Annotated in this window: 14 protein-coding genes; 1 reads left to right on the forward strand and 13 read right to left on the reverse strand. The window is 59.7% G+C overall.

Annotated features, from left to right (window positions below; all coding sequences use genetic code 11):
- Positions 1–239: 239 nt before the first annotated feature.
- The 13 genes from IB234_RS21240 to IB234_RS21300 all read right to left on the reverse strand — a co-directional run bounded on the left by IB234_RS21240 (position 240) and on the right by IB234_RS21300 (position 15,103).
- Entirely contained in the window at positions 240–4,079 is a 3,840-nt protein-coding gene (locus tag IB234_RS21240) for a glycosyltransferase (protein ID WP_192321752.1), read from the reverse strand.
- A 37-nt stretch (positions 4,080–4,116) separates the two neighbouring features.
- Positions 4,117–6,744 carry a glycosyltransferase family 2 protein gene (locus tag IB234_RS21245; RefSeq protein WP_225580737.1) on the reverse strand — a complete coding sequence of 876 codons (2,628 nt, stop codon included), beginning with the start codon at positions 6,742–6,744 and terminating at the stop codon, positions 4,117–4,119.
- Positions 6,745–6,827: 83 nt separating this feature from the next.
- Positions 6,828–7,436 (reverse strand): class I SAM-dependent methyltransferase, encoded by a 609-nt coding sequence (locus tag IB234_RS21250; RefSeq protein WP_192321754.1) that lies wholly within the window; start codon positions 7,434–7,436, stop codon positions 6,828–6,830.
- Positions 7,437–7,445: 9 nt separating this feature from the next.
- Entirely contained in the window at positions 7,446–7,745 is a 300-nt protein-coding gene (locus tag IB234_RS24190) for a CmcI family methyltransferase (RefSeq protein WP_192321757.1), read from the reverse strand.
- Positions 7,732–8,211, reverse strand: coding sequence for a CmcI family methyltransferase (locus IB234_RS24195; protein ID WP_192321759.1), 480 nt, complete (start codon positions 8,209–8,211; stop codon positions 7,732–7,734). Before IB234_RS24195 ends, IB234_RS24190 begins: the two co-directional genes overlap by 14 nt.
- Positions 8,212–8,222: 11 nt before the next feature.
- A complete protein-coding gene (locus IB234_RS21265) occupies positions 8,223–8,942 on the reverse strand; it encodes an ABC transporter ATP-binding protein (RefSeq protein WP_192321761.1) in 720 nt (239 codons plus the stop codon).
- Positions 8,943–8,945: 3 nt separating this feature from the next.
- Positions 8,946–9,743, reverse strand: a complete 798-nt coding sequence (locus IB234_RS21270) for an ABC transporter permease (protein WP_225580738.1) — start codon at positions 9,741–9,743, stop codon at positions 8,946–8,948.
- 67 nt (positions 9,744–9,810) lie between these two features.
- Positions 9,811–10,767 carry a glycosyltransferase family 2 protein gene (locus IB234_RS21275; protein WP_318652055.1) on the reverse strand — a complete coding sequence of 319 codons (957 nt, stop codon included), beginning with the start codon at positions 10,765–10,767 and terminating at the stop codon, positions 9,811–9,813.
- Between the two features lie 32 nt (positions 10,768–10,799).
- Positions 10,800–11,870: a class I SAM-dependent methyltransferase gene (locus tag IB234_RS21280; protein WP_192321767.1), complete on the reverse strand. Its 1,071-nt coding sequence runs from the start codon at positions 11,868–11,870 to the stop codon at positions 10,800–10,802.
- 124 nt (positions 11,871–11,994) lie between these two features.
- Positions 11,995–13,173: a vWA domain-containing protein gene (locus IB234_RS21285; protein WP_192321769.1), complete on the reverse strand. Its 1,179-nt coding sequence runs from the start codon at positions 13,171–13,173 to the stop codon at positions 11,995–11,997.
- A gap of 30 nt (positions 13,174–13,203) precedes the next feature.
- A complete protein-coding gene (locus IB234_RS21290) occupies positions 13,204–13,596 on the reverse strand; it encodes a GFA family protein (protein WP_225580739.1) in 393 nt (130 codons plus the stop codon).
- 30 nt (positions 13,597–13,626) lie between these two features.
- Positions 13,627–14,247, reverse strand: coding sequence for an SMI1/KNR4 family protein (locus tag IB234_RS21295; protein ID WP_192321771.1), 621 nt, complete (start codon positions 14,245–14,247; stop codon positions 13,627–13,629).
- Between the two features lie 10 nt (positions 14,248–14,257).
- Positions 14,258–15,103: an AAA family ATPase gene (locus IB234_RS21300; RefSeq protein WP_192321773.1), complete on the reverse strand. Its 846-nt coding sequence runs from the start codon at positions 15,101–15,103 to the stop codon at positions 14,258–14,260.
- Between the two features lie 232 nt (positions 15,104–15,335).
- On the opposite strand from IB234_RS21300, the gene IB234_RS21305 reads away from it, so the two are divergent.
- Positions 15,336–15,725: a hypothetical protein gene (locus IB234_RS21305; protein ID WP_192321775.1), complete on the forward strand. Its 390-nt coding sequence runs from the start codon at positions 15,336–15,338 to the stop codon at positions 15,723–15,725.
- The last annotated feature ends 8 nt before the right edge of the window (positions 15,726–15,733 follow it).

The raw sequence follows: 15,733 nt of genomic DNA on the forward strand, positions 1-15,733 counted from the left end.
GCGGCTGGCTGCAATTACCGGCTCCATTTCACCTTGCCGGTGCGGCCAGTCATCCCGGGCAGGGCGGCTCCTGGCGCGATGCTCCAGTCAACGAGACGTACGGAGCCGCTGTAGTCAGACCTTTGTCGCGGAGAACACGGTGAAGTCCGACGAGATTGTGCCTTCGGCCATCAGTTGATCCTCTAGGGCGAAGAAGCTTTCAGATGCGACTCACCGGAGATCTTGCGATTCAGTCGTGCTCACACACGGGGGGCCTCCATCCAGTTCATTCCCTGCTCTTCGATGCGCTGTGTGGCGGGCTGGCTCCAGACTTTAGAGACCTTGGAGGCGTAGCTTTGCCTGGTGTCATTAGCAGGTGGCAGAGCATCGTCGAGGAGTTTTTCGAGGGTCGCGGTGAAAACCTGCGCAGAGCAGTCTTGCTGGGTACGCAGTAGCGCCTGCTGGCGCAGTTGTTCCCAGAGTGGCGGTTCGCGATAGAGCTGGGCGCAGGCTTGCGCGAAACCTTCCGCCGAGTCGGCCGCAAGCAGCTCGGTACCGTCTTCCCAGCAGAGCTGTTCGACCAGGAGTCTGCTGGCTACCACGGGAACGCCATGGGCCGCTGCCTCGTAGACCTTTAGCGGGATGCCGGCGGCGAAGCGGGTTGGGGCGATGAACAGGCGGGTGTGGGCATAGAAGTGACGGATATCCTCGACACGGCCGTGGAACTCGATGCGCCGGCTGTGTAGATCGCGGCGCAGTTTCGCCGAACAGGCACCGACTATATGCAGTCGATAGTCGTTGCCGAGCAGGCGGTCCAGCCGGGGCATGACTTCGCGCACGAACCAGCGGATCGAGTCGGCATTGGGTGAGTCATCCTCCTCCAGGCGGCCGACGAACAGCAGGTCTTGCCGCTCGGCGTACCCATTAGGAGTGGGCTGCAACTCGATGCTGTGGCTCAGTATCCTTACGTCGCTGCAGCCAGCGAGGGTAAAGTGTTCCGCTTCCGCTTGGCTGACCGCTAGAATAGTCTGCGCTGGCTTGGCCAGCCTTAGCTCTCCCATAAGGTCGGTACCCTGCCCGGTGTGGCCCAGCACCTGGGCCTTGAGTTTTTCCCGCTGTGTGAAGATGGCTTCGGCATCGTAGACAAGTCGGGCATGACCTAGCAGGCCGGGCTCCCGCTCAAGCGCGCCGAACAGGATCTGCATGTTGTGTGGGCGGCTGATCATGACGATGTCGTAATAGTCCTGGCGACTACGCAAAAAACTGATCAGGCCGGCTGGCCCCTGAGGAGCGGCAATCTCGACTTCGCGCGGCAGGATGCTGTAGGCATCGGCGAAGTCGATTTCGGCTGGAACCATCGGATAGTAGGTGATCAGAGCACCCAGGCGATGAAGGGTGGTGACCACCTCGCGCGCACGGGGGAAGCCTGACCCCCAGGAGGGGACGGGGATATGATCGTCAATCAGTAGAATTTTTCTTTTCGATCTTTGCGCTAACTGGGACGTTCTGGCCTGCAGGAGTGAAGTGCCAACCGGGCAATGCTGCTGCAGCGCCTGGGCATGCAGTTCGCGAAGAACCAGCCGATGTGACTGCATCAGCTGAATTGCGGATTGATTGCCGGGGGCGCTGCCGAACTCGAAGTGAGTGATGGTGGCGTTTGGTTCGTAAATCACAGGATGGCCCGCCTGACGCAGGCGCATGCATAGATCGACCTCCTCGTAGTAGGCCGGTGCGAAGCGCGTATCGAACCCGCCCAACTGCTCGAAGAGTTGCCTAGGCACCATGAGGAATGCACCGGAGCAATAGTCGACCTCGCGGCGGAACTGGAATTCTTCACCATCCGGGTTACAGCCGCGACCGTAGCCATGGCAGCTTCCGTTCCGCCACACGATATTGCCTGCCTCCTGCAGGCTGCCGTCGAGCAGTATGATGCGACCGCCTACCGCGCCGGCATCCGGTCGATCCTCGAAGGCTCCCAATGCGGAGCTGATAGCCCCTGGCCTGACCTGCGTATCGTTGTTGAGGAACAGCAGCATCTTGCCCTGCGCCTGAGCCGCTCCCAGATTCGCGGCGTGCAGGAAGTGGAGGTTTTCTGTTTGTTGAAGTACCCGGCAGCCACGGGTTCTTGCCAGCAGCTCTGCCGTGCGATCGGTAGAGGCGTTGTCGACAATCAGCACCTCTGTAGGCGTGTCGATTACCTCTATCAGCGACTTGAGGCAGCGGAAACTCAGTTCGGCCTGATTGTGCGTGATGATAACGATGGAGAGGATGGGAGCCTCGGAGGTGGGTATTTCGAGAAGCTGATCGCCGCTCAAAAACGACTCCAGAAGCATCAGACTCTGGCGCCGAAAAGCGGATTTCAGATCCAGGCTTTCGTCGTGCTGCTCCGCACCTGCCACTGTCAGTCTCGGAACCGGAACTCCCCGTTTCTCCAGGCGTCCATGCAGCTCGTAGTGCAGCAAGGCGTTGACATTGTTTCTGGCTACATCAGGGTTGTACTGGAGGTACTCGCGTGTGGAGAACCAGGGACCGGGATCACGTCCCTCAAGGCCGCCATGTGCCAAGTAGTGGAATGCCGGATCGATCCCTGAGTACTCGATATCGGGATAGGTACGTACATACCAGTTTTCGTCGAATAGGGGGGAGCGGCGCACCACGTCTGCATAGGGGTTGCGCCTGGCATGCCCGCGTCGAAACAGGAGGGAAAACCGCCGGAAAAGGCCTGGTGGGCGAATGATCGGTAGTCCAGCCAGCAGGTCCTGAGCAAGCCTGCGGGTCTGCAGCTCGGCTTCGGCCTGGCTTCTTGTCAGCATCGATCTCGTGCTTTCGGTGCGCGCTTCCGCTTCGTCCAGCGCGGAGGCCAGAATAGCTTGCCGGGCGCTGCTTTCTTTCAGACTCAGCACCTGTTCGCGTAGCTGGCCGATTTCCTGTTCCAGCAGATGGCTGCGTTGGGCTTCTTCGAGATGAGTTTCTCGCTCGCTGTCCAGTTCGCGCCTGGTGTTGTCCAAAGCTTGTTGGAGGTCTACGGCAAGTGCTTTGGCGTGCAGGTACTGTTCCTGTAGTGCCTTTCGCTCCGTTTCCAGGAGATCGGCTCGTGTTCGAGTCGTGTCCAGTTCCACGGCAAGGTCGCTCGTCCTGGCGCATTGCTCGATGCGAAGAGCCTCTGCTTCGGCAAGTTGGTCTCTGGATTGCTTCAGCTCGTCCTTGAGCAATGCTGCTTGCTGAGCATGTTGGGTTTGCTCCTGTGCCAGTTCCTGCTGTCGTTGTGCTGCCACGGCTTCCGCACCTGCCCGTTCTTCGCCAGCCTTCACCCGCTCTGCCTCAAGCGCCGCGACCTGCAACGCGAAGGAGCGAGCCATTTCATGTTCGCTGGCCTGGCATTCCCAACGTGCTCCTGCGTGGGAAAAGCGCTCCCTTACGGCAGCGCATGCGGTGCCTTCGCTTTGCTCGCAGAGATGACGAACCGGAGCTGGGACCTGGCTTCCGTGAGCTATCAGGCCGAGTCCATGGCTGTGAAGGAACTCGAAGTGCGGATAGTCAGGGGCCAGTTCCGCGAAGAGCCGATGCACGCCGAAATCGTCACGGCGTACGTTGGTGTCGTGGAACAGGATGACGGCTCTATCGGATAGCTTCCTGCTCCATTGCTGGTAATCGCGTTGCACGGATTCGTAAGTATGGAAGCCGTCGATATGCAGCAGATCGATGGAACCATCGGCGAAATGTTCGAGAGCGTCTGCAAAGTTAGAGCGAATCAGCTCTGAGAAGCCGCTGTATCGACTTCGATTGAATTCCTTCAGTTCATGGTAGACCTCGTCACCAAAGTGACCTGCGTGTGCGTCGCCCTGCCAGTTGTCGATGGCGAAGCAGCGGCAGTCCAGCTCGGCGAGTCTGGCCGCCTCGCAAAAGGCCGCGTAGGAAACGCCATGGTGGCTGCCCAGCTCCACCAGCAGTCGAGGCCTAGCCGCTGCTACCAGCCAGAACGCGAACGGAACGTGTCCCCACCAGCCACTGGGTTTGTCGAGCAACAGGGGCTTCTGGAACATCCAGCTAAGTTGTGGGGAAAGCAGCTCGTCAAGAAGGTTGGCGGTGGACTGGTGCATGCAGCGATGTCCTGATTGACAAGGGAGTTAAGGGGAGTCAGCCACGATGAGCGACCACGGTGAACATGGGAACTGGCTCAGGTATTTCATTGTGGGTCTGGTGATGAATACTGACCTGAGTCCGCTCGAAGCCCAGTACGCCCAGGGCATTGACGATGAAGGCCGGGCTGAGAGCCCACCAGGTATCTACCTGGCGGACGGCTGGCCGTGGGATTAGCCGGCACACTGGCTCTTCTCCCAGGTTTGCGTCGTACAGATCGGTGATGATCATGGTCTTGCTCACCCGGCGTGAAAGGCTCTCGATGAGGCTGAAGGGGGAGCGGCAGTGCAGGAGCACTGCAGCCAGCACACCAATGTCGAAGCTACCTAGCTCTTCTGGTATGGCTTCTGGGTTGGTTTCGATCATCCTGACCGAGGAACCGTACAGGTGATGCAGGTACCAGAACGAATGGCGCACGCCCACGATGTTGTCCCGGAATTGCACTCGCCAGCCATCGATGTCGAAGCCGCTGAGCGGAACGACATCCCAGAGGTGCTTCATGGGCGGTTCCAGCGTGGTTACTTCCGCTCCCTGCTTCTCCATGTGAAACGATAGAAAGCCACTGGCGGGGCCGATTTCGAGCACCGATTGCCCCGGGAAGTCGACGTTGCCCAGGTAGGTTTCTACGCCAAGGCGCAGATCCCAGATTCCGCTGATCCCGTTGCCAGCAGGCAAGTCGACGCTATGGTAGAAGAGGCATTGAGCAAGCTCGGGACATGGCTTCACGATCCGAGTGTACTGCTGCTCGGCATACAGGGTTGCTTGGGTGGGGACGATGGTCCGTGAGGTGCTGCACCCGTGGCTCGTCGGATTGATGCGTGGCGGCCAGGCGAGGCTCATGTCCTCTCGCTCAAGGCTCAGGTTGGGGTTGTAGTAGGGGTCGTTGTCCAGCCAGTTGCCCCAGTGCCGACGCATATAGGCCACTTCCTGCTGCAGGCGAACGATCTTGTCTGGCGTCGTGTCATGGCCTCGAGAAGCAGACTCGTGATGCCGTAACCTGGCATGTGGTGTCCACAGCGTGCGCCATCCCTGCTCTGCTGCGCGCAGGCAGAGATCGACGTCGCTGCAAGCAACCGCCAGGTCTGTTTCGTTGAGGCCGCCTAACTCGTCGAACAGCGACTTGCGCATGACCAGGCAGGCGCCGGTGACTGCGGCGAAGTTGCTGGTTAGAGCTGCGCGTCCCCAGCGCCCACGAGTTTTCCCGGCCTGTCCCTTGTGTGCGTGGCCGGCCCAGCCACCGATTCCTAGTATCACGCCCGCATGCTGCAGCCTGCCGCTGGGGTAGAGCAGCTTGGCACCGACCGCGCCGATGTTTGGGCGAAGGGCATGGCTGACCATCTCCTGCAGCCAGTCTCCTTCCAGCACTTCGGTATCATTGTTGAGCAGGCAGATGACCGAGCCCTTTGCGTTGTGAACCCCGAGATTGTTCAGCTTCGAGTAGTTGAAGACGCCGGGTCCGGCCTGAATCCTTACCCTGGATTCACTCGCCAGTTGGCGCAGGTAGGAGAGCGTTGCCGGATCATCGGTATCGTTATCGACCAGTACTATTTCGTAGGCCGGGTAGGTGGTTTTCTCCAGAATACAGTCGATGCAGCGTCGTAGAAGGCGCAAACAGTTGCGACTGGTGATGACGATGCTGACCAGCGGGGGCGGGTTGGGCAGTGGATACTGAACCCGGTAGCCGCCGTCCTGCTCGCTCACCTTGCAGCGGATGCCTAGGCGAGCGAAGTGGTCGTGCAGGGCCTGCAGGCCCGCCTTCATTGCATAGGGTTTGGCGGCGCGGCTGGATGCCGTGCTGCCGGAGTGACTGCGCCAGTGATAGAGCACATGAGGGACATGCACGATCTCGTCTGGCCGGATCTTCTCGACGTACCGCAGGGCCAGATCATAGTCTTGCGCTCCCTCGAGTCCCACGCGAAACCCGTCGATATCTTCCACGAGTTTGCGCTGGTAGAGCACCAGGTGCGTAAGCAGGTTGTGCCCATGAAACAGATCCGGATTCCACGCACTCTTGAAATAGGGTGAATGGCGTCGCCCCCGGGCGTCGATCTTGTCCTCATCCGAGTACAGCAGCTTTGCCTGGGGGTGCTGCTGGATGCCGGCGACCATCAGGTAGAGGGCATGTTCGGCAAGCAGGTCATCCTGGTCGAGGAGCGCAATCCAGTCTCCTTCGGCCAGTTTCAGGGCGCTGTTAGTGGCCATGGAGATGTGGCCATTGCTGTCGCGACGAATCAGGCGAATGCGTGTATCGGCCTCCGCATAGCCGGCAAGCAGAGGCTGTAGCCGTGGGTCTTGTGAGGCATCGTCGGCGATGCACAGCTGCCAGTTTGGATACAGCTGGTTGCGAACGGATTCGATGGCGGCGATCAACCAGTCATGGCGAGGGTTGTACACCGGCATCAGTATGCTGATCAGTGGCCGGGAGGGGAGTGTTTCGATTCGCCGGAGGGCATTCAGGCGTGAGGCGTTGTCTATGTTGCCATACTGCCTCAGCCACTCCTGATAGTCGTTGCGCAGCACCACTCTGCCGCTACCGTCGGTAATAGGCACGCCCGAGGATGTTGCTCCCAGAGCGACCAGCCGGGCACGTAACCCGGTCAACCCTTCGGTGCGCAATACCGACATAGTCTTGGTCAGGGTCGGTCCCCATCCTCCTCCGTGGGCAACTACGCTGGCCAGCCGAGTAAGAAGCTTAGGTCCCTGGCTCATCATCGCAGGCCCTGGGTCATGACACGGTGCTGCAACCAGCGTTTCAGGGCGCTCTTCGTATTCCACAGCCGACCGTTGTCCGGTTTTCGGCAAATGAGCATGCTGTCGTGCCATGAATCGCTACAGTCCGGATAGCCCATTGCCTGCCACTGGGTGGTTGCTTGGATGACTTCTAACTGAGCGAACTGAGCCAGCGACCACATGCCGTCTGGATAAATGCGCCAGCAATCATGAGGGTGGCGGTGTTCCGGGCCACTGGATGGGGCTATGACGCAGCACAGGCCGCCGGGTTTAAGGACCCGTGCCACCTCCAACATGCTGATCCAGATGTAGCGAATGTGCTCGAAGGCCTGCCCGGAAACCACTACATCGGCGCTTGCACTGGCAATTTCCTTCCAGGCGTAAGGGGTCTTCAACACGATGTCCACGTTGGCGCCAGGGGCCATGTCCAGTCCGACATAACGCCAGTCGGGGCGATCGAACAATGGGCGGTAGCTGCCGTTCACGTCCTGGCTGCCCAGGTCGAGAATACTCAGCGGCCTCTGTTGGTGCTCGGTGAGGTACTGGTCGGCGAAGGCTCGCATCTTGTCGTAGGAGCTTGCATGCATGAGCGTTTCTCAGTCTCGTCGCCGGTACAGCCAGGCATCCGGCCAGTAGGTGAGGTTGTCGAGGCACCTGTCATCACTGAAGAGTGCTGTTGGACGTTGAATGATGAACTCGGGATGAGCTGCACTGAACTCCCTCGCGGCTTCCGCAGGGTTGTCCAGGCTCCAGGATCTGTCGCCATTTGGGGTATCGGCCAGGTGCTCCATGACGCCATCGGCTGCAACAATGTACGAGCCCGGCGTAACCAAAGGCGCATAGGCTTCGAGCTCGCGCCTGACATGATCCTTGCGATGGTCACTATCGAGAAACACGAAAACGGATTCGCCGTGGACAACTTGCGTACAAATCGATCACCTCGGTAGAGGCCGAATCGCCTTCAATCAGGGTAATGAGGTCGGCAAACGGGCTTTTGTCGATCGAGGTGCGTACCTGTTCCGGGATGTGGATATCGGATATCACACGCCCTTGCCCCAGCAACCGGCACAGAGAGGCGAAGAAGATGCAGCTTCCACCGGTGTTGATGCCTGTCTCGATGATCAGGTCTGGATGTAACCGAGCGATCACCTCCTGCAGTCTCAGGGCATCCTCCGGCAGTTGCCATATCTGAAAGCCCAGCCAGGAGAAGCTCTGCCAGTGCAACTGGTTCCATTCCTGCTTGAGCCAGATACCCGAGAGCAGACGGAACGCATCCTTTGAGTAAAGTGGCAGGCTGGTATCAGGGCTTCCCTTTGCCTGGTACTCCAGCGTCTGCAGCTCCGTATCGATACTGACTTTCATTGACTATCCGTTCAAAAGTCGTTGCGCCCACATTCCGTAAGCTGGCCATGCTCCAGGCGGAAGAAGCGATTGCAGTAGCGCTTGAGGATGTCGCTGAAATGCGAAGCGAAGACGAAGATGCCTACCGTGCTTACCAGCTCCTCCATGCGTTGTTTGGCATGGGCCTGGAACTCGGCATCTCCGAGCCCGAATACCTCGTCGACCAGCAGGATGTCCGGGCGAGTTGACGTGGCAATGGCGAACACCAGCCGGGCGAGCATGCCCGCCGAGTAGGTTCGCACAGGCATCTGCAGGAAGTTGCCGAGCTGAGTGAAGTCTTCGATCTCTTTTGTGTTTCGCTGAATGGCTGAGGGGCTCTCTCCCATCAGTAGAGACATGCGCATGATGTTGTCGTAGCCGGAGAGCTCCATGTCCATGCCCGCTGCCAACTCCAGCATGGTTGCGACTCTACCTTGGCGGGTTACGCTGCCTTCCGTGGGGGTATAAATCCCTGCCATGGTCCGCAACAGCGTGCTCTTGCCCGCCCCGTTGTGCCCGATCAAGCCAACCGAGTCACCATGCCTGAGCTGGAAGCTCACATCGCGCAGAGCGGTCACCAGTCGTACCTTGCCCGCACGGCCTTCGATGATCCCGCCCGTGCTTATGCGTAGCAGGTGGTTGCGCAAGGAGGTGCCCTGACCATCGTAGACTGGATAGCTGACGGTAACGTTCTCGAAGACAAGCGACACCATGGCTCAGACCCAGAATGCGATATGGCGGCGAAGACGATGGAAAAGCAGCATGGTCGTTGTGCCTCCGGCCAGCAGCATGATTAGGTTCGTGATGAGCACGAACGATGGAATCGGCTCCCCGAGGAGAGGGCTGCGCACGACCTCGATCAGGTGCGCAACGGGATTGAACCAGATATAGGCTTCGCTTTCCTTCAGGAAGTCGGGGCGGTAGAACACCGGGCTTAGAACCATCAGCAGGGGCATGGACATCGTTATCAGGTACTCAATGTCGCGGAATCTGGCACCCAGCAGGCCGATCAGCCAGGAGAACCAGAGCAGGTTCAGTGTCACTAGCAGCAGGGCTGGCAAGGCCATCAAGGTATTTACGTTGACTGGCAACGAGACAAACGGAGCAATCAGCAGGAACACGGGGAGATAGTGCATCAGGTTGAATAGATGACGCAGCATCAGCTGTAGCGGATAGATCGACAGAGGCATGTTGAGGTTACGAATCAGCATGGCCTGGCGGATGAACAGGGTAGGCGCCTCTCCCAGTATTCCGGCAATGAATTGCCAGAGAATCAGTCCAGCAGCCAGCGTCGGAAGGAACTCGAGCACGGTCTTGTGCATGAGCTCGCTCCAGATGAAGCTCAAGGCCACCGCTCCGATGGACGTGCCTAGTGTCAGCCAGAAGGGGCCCAGCACGCTTCTCCGATAGCGGGCTCGCAGGTCGCTGAGGGTCATGAACAGTATGGCGCGGGAGTAGCGCCGGGATTCATGAATGTCGTGCCGGAGCGAGGCTCGAAGAGCTGGAAAGGGCATGAGCGGTATCTGGTAGTAAATAGTGCGTGAGTGTGCCGGGTGTCGCCAATAAAGAAAATCGAGGTGTTCAGACTTTTCCGAAGGCCGCCGCCAGCAGCAGGCTCAGTGTGCCCAGCGTGGTCTGTCGATAGACCCCAGAGGCGAGGATGTCAGTTAGGCGCCGCCAGCCTGATGCGCGACGGGCTGCCGAGAAATGCTCGAGTATGATCTGGTTGTCCCGGGTCAGGCGATGCCTGAGGTGTTCCAGTGAGTTCAGGTTGAGGTCGGTCCAGTTCCGGAAGCGCCCCTGCCAGAGCATGCGCATCCGCACGGCACGAGCGGTCCAGCTGGAATTGGCGCCGACCAGGTTGTCGCCATGCTGACGGTAGCGTACCGAGGGGTAGGCATCGTAGTAGACCCGGCCGCCACAACCACTGACCACCATGTACATCCACCAGTCCTGCGAGACTATGTGGGCACCAGGGCTGACCTCGCGTAGCAGATCGCGTGCCGCACGGTTGAAGACCATGGTGTTGCCGCCTCCGACGTTCTGGACCAGGGCGTTGGCGAAGCTCGGCGGCTTGCGGAACAGCGGTGAGAAACCGACATGCTTGCCGCTCTTGTCGACAACACGGGTGCGGGTGCAATAGAGCGCCGGGGTATGGGGGGCGACCTGCTGCAGGCAGGTGAGTGCACGCTGTAGCTTGTCGGGTTCCCAGATATCGTCCTGGTCGGCATAGGCGTAGAAATCCACCTCGATGTCGGCCTGGCAGGTCAGGGACATGAAGTTGGCCACGAAGCCCTGTCGTGGGCCCGCTTGCAACCTGATCTTGTCCGGCTCCGTGGTGCTTTGATAGTGCTGCAGTATGTTGAGCGTATCGTCTTGCGAACCATCGTCGGATATCCACATCTGCCAGTTGCGATGGTTCTGCGCGGTGAAGGAGTCGAGCTGCTCGTGCAGGTGGTTCTGCCCATTGAAAGTACACAGCAGAATGGCCACCCGTGGCTCGGGAGGTGTGGTTCGGCTGGGGGGGGCTTCGGACACTGCAGTAGCCTCGAATGGCATATGGTCGTGGGTCAGCGTCGGCGCATGGCCACCAGATCCTGATTGCCGGCCATGGCTTCGACTATGTCCAGTACGTCGAAGTATTCGCTCCACTTGGCCATCACATAGTCGTGGGACTGGATCACATCGACATAGTATTCGGTGGCGTCGATGACCTGATCCAACTGCGGATTTTTGCCGACGTACAAAATGCCTTCGCGTTGAACGGCCAGGCGTTGCGCGCTGGATGATCGGTAGAGCGCGGACTGTGCCATACCCTGGATGGATAGAAGCACCAGCCCGCCGGGGGCAACGATGCGCTGCAGTTCCTCCAGCCAGGCGTTCTGTACGGGCTCCTTGAGATGGGTCAGCACCGAGATGCCTATCACCAGGTCGAAGCTGGCGGCGGCAAAGGGCATGGGAGGGTACAGGTCGATCTGCTGGAAGCGGGCCGAGGGAATGGTCTCCGTGCAGCCGAGAATATTGTCCGGATCTATGTCGACCCCGGTCACTGCAGAGGACAGGCGCGGTAGATAGCGAGCCAGCCGACCGGCGCCGCAACCCCAGTCCAGCACGGATGTGAAGGAACTCAACGAGCGGTCGAAGCGATCCAGCAGCAATTGCTCGATCCGATTGAGCGTCGTGGCTCCACCCAGCTTGAAGAACTCCAGGTGATTGGTGCCGATCACACGCTCTCTGCGGACTGCCGAAGGAACAGCAACTTCCAGGGCAGGGTCGCTGATGAACCAGGCGGTGCGATAGGACTTGCGGTGCTCGCCGAACTGTCCGGTGACGTTGAACCTGATGAAGCCATTCTCATAGGGGCTTTGGTCCGGCTCCAATGGCTGCCAGCAACGGAAGCGCGAGGCCTTGGTGTTGGGCAGGGTATCGAAGTGCGCGACGATGTCGGGGGAGTTGAGCGGCCACTCGACCTGGGTGAAGTCCTGGCCATTGATCAGGAAACGGACTTGCTCGGGGTGATCCCATAGGGTCAGAGCCCAGCCTTCGATACGCACCCCTTCGGAGTTGATTTCGATGCGATCGGGCATCCAGCGCAGGTGTCTGGCAGCATTCAGCTGCATATCGGCTTGGTAGATATCCACGGGAGCTCACCGGTCAGGAGACGATGCCGCATTCTCAACGGTCGTAATCCGGGCTTCAAGTTCGGCTGAAGGCTTGGCGCATCTAGCCGTGAAAGCAGAACGGGCCTGAGGGCCCGTTTGTGTGTCACTTGGAGAGGAATCTCATCCCTTCCTCCAGCCCCCGCATCGTCAGCGGGTGCATCTGGTCGTTGATCAACTCGCGCATGATGTTGGTAGATGCGGTGTATCCCCAGGCGTCCTTGGGGTAGGGGTTGATCCAGATGAGCTTCTTGTACTTCTCCATGAAGCGCTTTATCCACACGTAGCCGGCTTCCTCGTTCCAGTGCTCGACGCTGCCGCCGGGCTGGGTGATCTCGTAGGGCGCCATAGCGGCGTCGCCAACGAAGATGATCTTCCAGTCCGGTCCGTACTTGTGTAGCAGGTCAAGGGTGGAGAAACGCTCGCTGGTGCGGCGCAGGTTGTTCTTCCACACGCTCTCGTAGACGCAGTTGTGGAAGTAGAAGTATTCGAGGTGCTTGAACTCGGTCTTGCATGCCGAGAACAACTCTTCGCAGACCTTGATGTGCGCGTCCATCGAACCGCCGATGTCGAACAGCAGCAGCAACTTCACCGTATTGCGTCGCTCCGGGCGCATCTGGATGTTGAGTAGGCCTCCGTCTTTCGCGGTGTGGTCGATGGTGCCACCGAGGTCGAACTCTTCCGCGGCGCCTTCACGGGCGAACTTGCGCAGGCGGCGCAGGGCCACCTTGATGTTGCGCGTGCCCAGTTCGACCTGGTCATCGAGGTTCTTGTATTCGCGCTGGTCCCAGACCTTGGCGGCCTTGCCCTGGCGCTTGCCGGCGTCGCCGACGCGGATGCCCTCGGGGTTGTAGCCACCCGAACCGAACGGGCTGGTGCCACCGGTGCCGATCCACTTGTTGCCGCCGGCGTGGCGTTCCTTTTGCTCTTCGAGTCGCTTTTTGAACTCCTCGATTAGCTTGTCCAGGCCGCCTAGGGACTGGATCTGTGCGCGTTCCTCGTCGGTCAGGTGCTTCTCGAACTCCTTGCGCAGCCAGTCTTCCGGGATCAGCGCCTCGATGTGTTCGTTGAGATTTTCCAGGCCCTTGAAGTAGGCGCCGAAGGCACGGTCGAACTTGTCGAAGTGGCGCTCGTCCTTCACCAGGATGGCTCTGGCGAGGTAGTAGAACTCGTCCATGTCGGCGAACACGACGTTGTGCTTGAGCGCGTTGATCAGGTCGAGCAATTCACGCACCGACACCGGCACCTTGGCCGCACGCATTTCGTTGAACAGGTTGAGCAGCATGGCTGCACCCTCATGTTTATCTGTGAGGCCTCAGGAGCGAAGCTCCTGGGGCAGGCCGTCGGCGATGGCGTACCAGTCGGCCTTGGATTCGGAATAGATGTGCTTCTGTGGTACCTGGCCCAGTGGGGTGTCCAGTGTGCCCAGGGTAATACCGACCGTCTGCTGGTCTCTGTACCACTGCAGGGTGGCGCCGCAGTGCTGGCAGAAGCTGCGAGTCACACCGGGAGATGAGTGGTAGCGCGCCACCGAATCCTCGCCGGAGACCCAGCGGAAGCTGCTCCAGGGTACCGTGCAATAGCTGCCGAAGGCGGCCCCATGACTCTTACGGCACTGGCTGCAATGACAGTGAGTGGCCGACTCGATGGGAGCGTCGATGCGGTACTTCACTGCGCCGCACAGGCAACTGCCACTATGTATGGTCATCTGTTTCTCCAAGGGCTCAGGCATCCTGGCTCAGCCGAACTCTTCGAGTGACTGACGAACTTCGTCCAATGCCTCGGCCAGCAGTTCATCGAATGGCAGCTCGCCCCGCAGGCCATCGCTCAGCAACTCTTTCAGGTTGCGCTTGGCTTCGTCGAAAAGATCCTGGTGGTAATACAGGCTGCCGACCTGGCCATTGCGATCGAAGAACAGGAAGTGAGCGCCTTCGTAGATGTCCTCGCCCAGATACCAGCCGAAACACTGGTAGCCGTCATTCAGGGCGCCGATCTGGGCCGCATCGAAATGCCTGCCCTCATCGAACTCGCTGCGGTCGTTGCCCCAGTAGGCGCGAATCATCTCGATCAGTCCCAGGGAGCGAGCGGGATTCCAGCCAGGATCCTGAACGCGCTCGACCAGCTCGCTCGCAGAAGGGATCCAGAAACAGTGGGAGTCGTCCTGCAGGCGATTCTTCAGCGAGCCGAACTCGCGGTAGAAGTCCGCCAGCTCGGCCGGCAAGGGGAAGCCGGCCAAGGTTTCGAGGCGAGCGATCTCTTCGTCCGTCGCCGGGGCTTCGCTGTACAGCTCGTCCTCGTCGCCGTTCTGGTCGAGATAGACCTGGTTATAGGCGTCGATACCGCTCTGGATGGCACTCATGGCAGATGCCTTAGCGGCTGGCACGGCGCGCCATGAAGGCCAGGCGCTCCAGCAGCTGCACATCCTGCTCGTTCTTCACCAGGGCCCCAGCCAGTGGCGGGATGGCCTTGGTCGGATCGCGCTCACGCAGCACGGCCTCACCGATGTTGTCGGCCATCAGCAGCTTCAGCCAGTCGACCAGTTCGCTGGTGGAGGGCTTCTTCTTCAGGCCCGGCACCTTGCGCACGTCGAAGAATACATCGAGGGCCTCCGCCACCAGCTCGCCGCTGATGTTCGGGTAGTGCACGTCGACGATCTTCTTCAGCGTTTCGCGATCAGGGAAGGCGATGTAGTGGAAGAAGCAGCGGCGCAGGAAGGCGTCCGGCAGTTCCTTCTCGTTGTTCGAGGTGATGATGATGATCGGACGCTGCTTGGCCTTGATGGTCTCGTTGGTCTCGTAAACATAGAACTCCATCTTGTCGAGTTCTTGCAGCAGGTCGTTGGGGAACTCGATGTCGGCCTTGTCGATCTCGTCGATCAGCAGGATCACGCGCTCGTCGGCCTCGAACGCTTCCCACAGTTTGCCCTTCTTGATGTAGTTGCGAACGTCGTGGACTTTGTCGGAGTTCAGCTGCGAATCACGCAGGCGGCTGACCGCATCGTACTCGTACAGGCCCTGGTGCGCCTTGGTGGTGGACTTGATGTGCCAGGTGATCAGCTTGGCGCCGAAGGCGGCGGACAGTTGCTCTGCCAGCATGGTCTTGCCGGTGCCCGGTTCGCCTTTGACCAGCAGTGGGCGCTGCAAGGTGATGGCGGCATTGACCGCGAGCTTGAGGTCGTCGGTGGCGACGTAGGACTGGGTGCCTTCGAACTTCATCTGGAAATCCTCGAACGGCCGCGCCGTGGGCGCTGCCGGCTGGTTCGGTGGTGACTGAGTGGCCGACTATAACGCGCAGGGCAGTGGACTGTGAACGCAGACGGGGCATTCAGTCACTGAATGGCGGGTCATGCCAGGAAATGGCCAAAAAGCCGTGCGAATGACAAGCTTGCTTTACATTCTGAAAGGTCTGATGTTAAGTTTGCTTTACATTGAATCTGGAGCTACCGCCATGAACATCGCTTCTCGCCGCTATGTCGTTTCCTGTTCCTCACTGATGCTGGTGTATGCCGCGCTGGTTGCCCTGATCAGCTGGGGAGTGGACCTGCAGCAAATGCCTTATGCCCTGCGGGTGATTGCCGCTGCCTCGCCAGCCGTGCCGCTGCTGGCCTCGCTGTATGTGTTCGACCGCTACATGCGCAGCGAACCGGACGAGTTCCTGCGTTTCCTCATGTCTCGCGCCGCGTTGCTGGCCGGCGGGGCAGTGGTCGGTCTGCTCACGGCGTGGGGTTTTCTCGAGCAGTACGCTGGCTGGCCACGCTTCCCGCTGATCATGGCGTTTCCATCTTTCTGGGCCGCCTATGCCTTCACCTCGATGCTGGTTCGCTGGCGCTACGCCTGAGGAGTCGC

Origin of the sequence: Pseudomonas sp. PDM16 (assembly GCF_014851865.1) — a bacterium.
In the GTDB taxonomy this organism is placed as follows: Bacteria; Pseudomonadota; Gammaproteobacteria; order Pseudomonadales; family Pseudomonadaceae; genus Aquipseudomonas.

Excerpts from the sequence above, each read along its gene's own strand:
- IB234_RS21240 (WP_192321752.1), bottom strand. The coding sequence starts at position 4,079 with ATGCACCAGTCCACCGCCAACCTTCTTGACGAGCTGCTTTCCCCACAA.
- IB234_RS21245 (WP_225580737.1), bottom strand. The coding sequence starts at position 6,744 with ATGTCGGTATTGCGCACCGAAGGGTTGACCGGGTTACGTGCCCGGCTG.
- IB234_RS21250 (WP_192321754.1), bottom strand. The coding sequence starts at position 7,436 with ATGCATGCAAGCTCCTACGACAAGATGCGAGCCTTCGCCGACCAGTAC.
- IB234_RS24195 (WP_192321759.1), bottom strand. The coding sequence starts at position 8,211 with ATGAAAGTCAGTATCGATACGGAGCTGCAGACGCTGGAGTACCAGGCA.
- IB234_RS21265 (WP_192321761.1), bottom strand. The coding sequence starts at position 8,942 with ATGGTGTCGCTTGTCTTCGAGAACGTTACCGTCAGCTATCCAGTCTAC.
- IB234_RS21270 (WP_225580738.1), bottom strand. The coding sequence starts at position 9,743 with ATGCCCTTTCCAGCTCTTCGAGCCTCGCTCCGGCACGACATTCATGAA.
- IB234_RS21285 (WP_192321769.1), bottom strand. The coding sequence starts at position 13,173 with ATGCTGCTCAACCTGTTCAACGAAATGCGTGCGGCCAAGGTGCCGGTG.
- IB234_RS21290 (WP_225580739.1), bottom strand. The coding sequence starts at position 13,596 with ATGACCATACATAGTGGCAGTTGCCTGTGCGGCGCAGTGAAGTACCGC.
- IB234_RS21295 (WP_192321771.1), bottom strand. The coding sequence starts at position 14,247 with ATGAGTGCCATCCAGAGCGGTATCGACGCCTATAACCAGGTCTATCTC.
- IB234_RS21300 (WP_192321773.1), bottom strand. The coding sequence starts at position 15,103 with ATGAAGTTCGAAGGCACCCAGTCCTACGTCGCCACCGACGACCTCAAG.
- IB234_RS21305 (WP_192321775.1), top strand. The coding sequence starts at position 15,336 with ATGAACATCGCTTCTCGCCGCTATGTCGTTTCCTGTTCCTCACTGATG.